This window comes from Nocardia tenerifensis NBRC 101015 (assembly GCF_000308715.1).
GTDB classification, from domain to species: domain Bacteria; phylum Actinomycetota; class Actinomycetes; order Mycobacteriales; family Mycobacteriaceae; genus Nocardia; species Nocardia tenerifensis.
Genome location: NZ_BAGH01000372.1, coordinates 1 through 3,253, shown reverse-complemented (window position 1 = coordinate 3,253; position 3,253 = coordinate 1). Strand labels below are relative to the sequence as shown.

Sequence of the window (3,253 nt, the reverse complement as noted above, 5' to 3'; positions counted from 1 at the left end):
CCGTCAACAACATTCCGGCCGCGGTACGGCTGTCGGGTCAGCTCGACGTCGACGCGCTGCGCGCCGCCGTGCGCGATCTGGTCGAGCGGCACGAGGTGCTGCGCACGCTCTACCCGGAGATCGACGGCGAGGGCTACCAGCGGGTGCTCTCGACCGGGGATCCGCGCGCGGTACCGGAGTTGGTGGTCGAGCGGGCCACCGAGGACCGGGTGCCCGCGCTCGTCGCCGCGGCGGTGACCGAGGGCTTCGACGTGACTCTCGCGCCGCCCATTCGGGTCCGGCTGCTCGAGCTGAGCGAGACCGAGCACGTGCTGATCTGCGTGGTGCACCACATCGCGGGCGACGGCTTCTCGATGGGGCCGCTGACCCGCGATCTGATGGCCGCGTACCTGGATCGGATGCGCGGCGGCGCGCCGGAGTGGCCGCCGCTCGAGGTGCAGTACGCCGACTACGCGATCTGGCAGCGCGAGATTCTCGGCACCGAGGACGACCCGGAGTCGGTGCTGGCCAAGCAGATCGACTACTGGCGCACCGAATTGGCCGCCCTGCCCGAGCAATTGGAGCTGCCCGCGGATCGGCCGAGGCCCGCGGTCGCGTCCAACCACGGCGACACCCTGGCCTTCGAGATCGGCCCGGACGTGCACGCCGCGCTGAGTCGCCTTGCGCACAACCACAACTCGACGCTGTTCATGGTCGTGCACGCCGCGCTGGCCGTCCTGCTGTCGCGCCTGTCCGGCACCAAGGACATCGCGATCGGCACCCCGGTGGCCGGTCGCGGCGAGGCCGCGCTCGACGACCTGATCGGCATGTTCGTCAATACCCTTGTGCTGCGCACGGATATCGACTCGGGCGCGACGTTCGACGACCTGCTGCGCGAGGTGCGCCGGATCGACGTGGAGGCGTTCGGCAACGCCGACGTGCCGTTCGAGCGGCTGGTGGAGCTGCTCGATCCGGCGCGCTCCGCGGCCAGGCACCCGCTGTTCCAGGTGATGCTGACCTTCCAGAACCTGGCGCGCACCGAGCTGGAGCTGCCCGGCCTCTCGGCCTCGGCGGTGGATCTCGCGGTGCCGCTGGCCAAGTTCGATCTGCAACTGGCCCTGGTGGAGCGGGTCGACCGGCAGGGTGCGCCCGAGGGCATCTCGGCGGCGTTCACCTACGCCACCGACCTCTTCGACGAGGCGACCGTGCAGGACTTCGCCGATCGCTTCGGCCGAATCCTGACCGCCGTCGCCGGCGACTCCGCCGTCACCGTCGGCGATATCGACGTGCTCGCGCCGGGCGAGCGCGAGCTGGTGTTGCACGAGTGGAACAGCCCGGGCGCCTCGGTGCCCGAGGTGACCTTGGTTGATCTGATCACCGCTCAGGCCCGCAGGCGACCTGACGCGGTCGCGATCCGGTTCGGCGACACCACCCTTACCTTCGGCGAACTGCAACGCCGCGCCAACAAGGTCGCGCGTGCGCTGATCGCGCAAGGCGTCGGCCCTGAATCCCTTGTCGCCGTTGCCGTCCCGCGCACCGAGGAGCTGCCGATCGCGCTGCTCGCGGTGCTCACGGCCGGTGCCGGATACCTGCCGATCGACACCACCTACCCCGCGCAGCGACTGGAGTTCATGCTCGCCGACGCGGCGCCGGCGTGCGTCCTCGCCACCGTGAGCGAGCTGGAATCCGTTCCCGCGGGCGATATTCCGGTCATCCTGCTCGAGGAGACCGCCGAGTTCGCCGACGGCCCGGTGCGTTCGGCCGAGCGGACCGGCCCGCTGCGCCCGGACAACCTGGCCTACGTCATCTACACCTCCGGCTCGACCGGCGTGCCGAAGGGCGTCGGCGTCGCGCACCGCAATGTGGTGCAGCTGTTCGCCAACACCCAGCTGCTGTTCGAGTTCGACGAGACCGACGTGTGGACGCTGTTCCACTCGTTCGCCTTCGACTTCTCGGTGTGGGAGCTGTGGTGCGCGCTGGCCAACGGCGGCACCGTCGTCGTGGTCGACTACCTGACCTCCCGATCGCCGGAGCTGTTCCGCGAGTTGCTGATTCGCGAACAGGTCACGGTGCTCAACCAGACCCCGTCGGCGTTCTACCAGCTCGCCGAGGCGGATCGGGCCGCGCAGAACGCCGATCACGCCAAGTTCGCGCTGCGCTACGTGGTGTTCGGCGGCGAAGCCCTCGACCTGCGCCAACTGCAGCGCTGGTACGAGCGGCACGCGGTGGACGCCCCGTGGCTGGTCAATATGTACGGCATCACCGAGACCACGGTGCACGTGTCGTTCCTGTCGCTGGACGAGCAGATGGTCGACAACGCGGCGAGCGTCATCGGCCGCGCGCTGCCCGGCCTCGACGCGTACGTGCTGGAGGACCGGCTGCACCCGTCCCCGGTGGGCGTCGCGGGGGAGATCTACGTCGCGGGCGCCCAGCTGTCCCGCGGCTACCTCGGACGACCGGGCCTGGCCGCGACGCGGTTCGTCGCCGACCCGTTCGGCGCGCCCGGCTCGCGGATGTACCGCACCGGCGACATCGGCCGCTGGGTCGGCTTCGGCGGCCAGGCGACGCTCGAGTACGCGGGCCGCGGCGACCAGCAGGTCCAGCTGCGCGGCTTCCGCATCGAGCTCGGCGAGATCGAGTCGGCGCTGGTGCGCTGCCCCGGCGTGAGCCAGGCGGTGGTGCTGGTGCGCGCCGACGAGAACGCGGGCGACCGGCTCATCGGATATGTGGTGCCGGACACCGGCGCTCAGCTCGACGCGGCCGAACTGCGCGGCCAGGTGGGCGAATTCCTTACCGGCTACATGGTCCCCGACGCGATCGTGGTGCTCGACGTGCTCCCGCTGACGCCGAACGGCAAGCTGGACCGAAAGGCGTTGCCCGCGCCGGAGTTCCTCAGCACCGCCGCCTTCCGCGCGCCGAGTTCGCCGGTCGAGCAGGCCGTCGCCGAGGTGTTCGCCGGGCTGCTCGGCGCGCAGGAGATCGGCCTGGACGACGACTTCTTCGGCCTCGGCGGCAACTCGCTGCTCGCCACCCGGGTGGTCGCCAGGATCAACGAGGCGCTGGACGCGAACCTCGTCGTGCGTGAGCTGTTCGAGTCGCCGACGGTCGCCGCGCTGGCCGCCCGCGTCGTGCCCGGCGCGGGCAAGGCGGCCGGGGCACGGCCGCCGCTGGCGCGGATGCCGCGCACCGACCGGGTGCCGTTGTCGCTTGCGCAGCAACGGATGTGGGTGCTCAACCAGTTCGATCCGGACTCGCCCGCCTACAACATCCCGCT

The 3,253-nt window shown here is 70.9% G+C and carries 1 protein-coding gene; it reads left to right on the top strand.

What is annotated here, in order from left to right; genetic code table 11:
- Positions 1-3,253 (top strand): non-ribosomal peptide synthetase (locus ON39_RS29535; protein ID WP_040739263.1); only part of this gene is annotated, 3,253 nt, incomplete at both ends.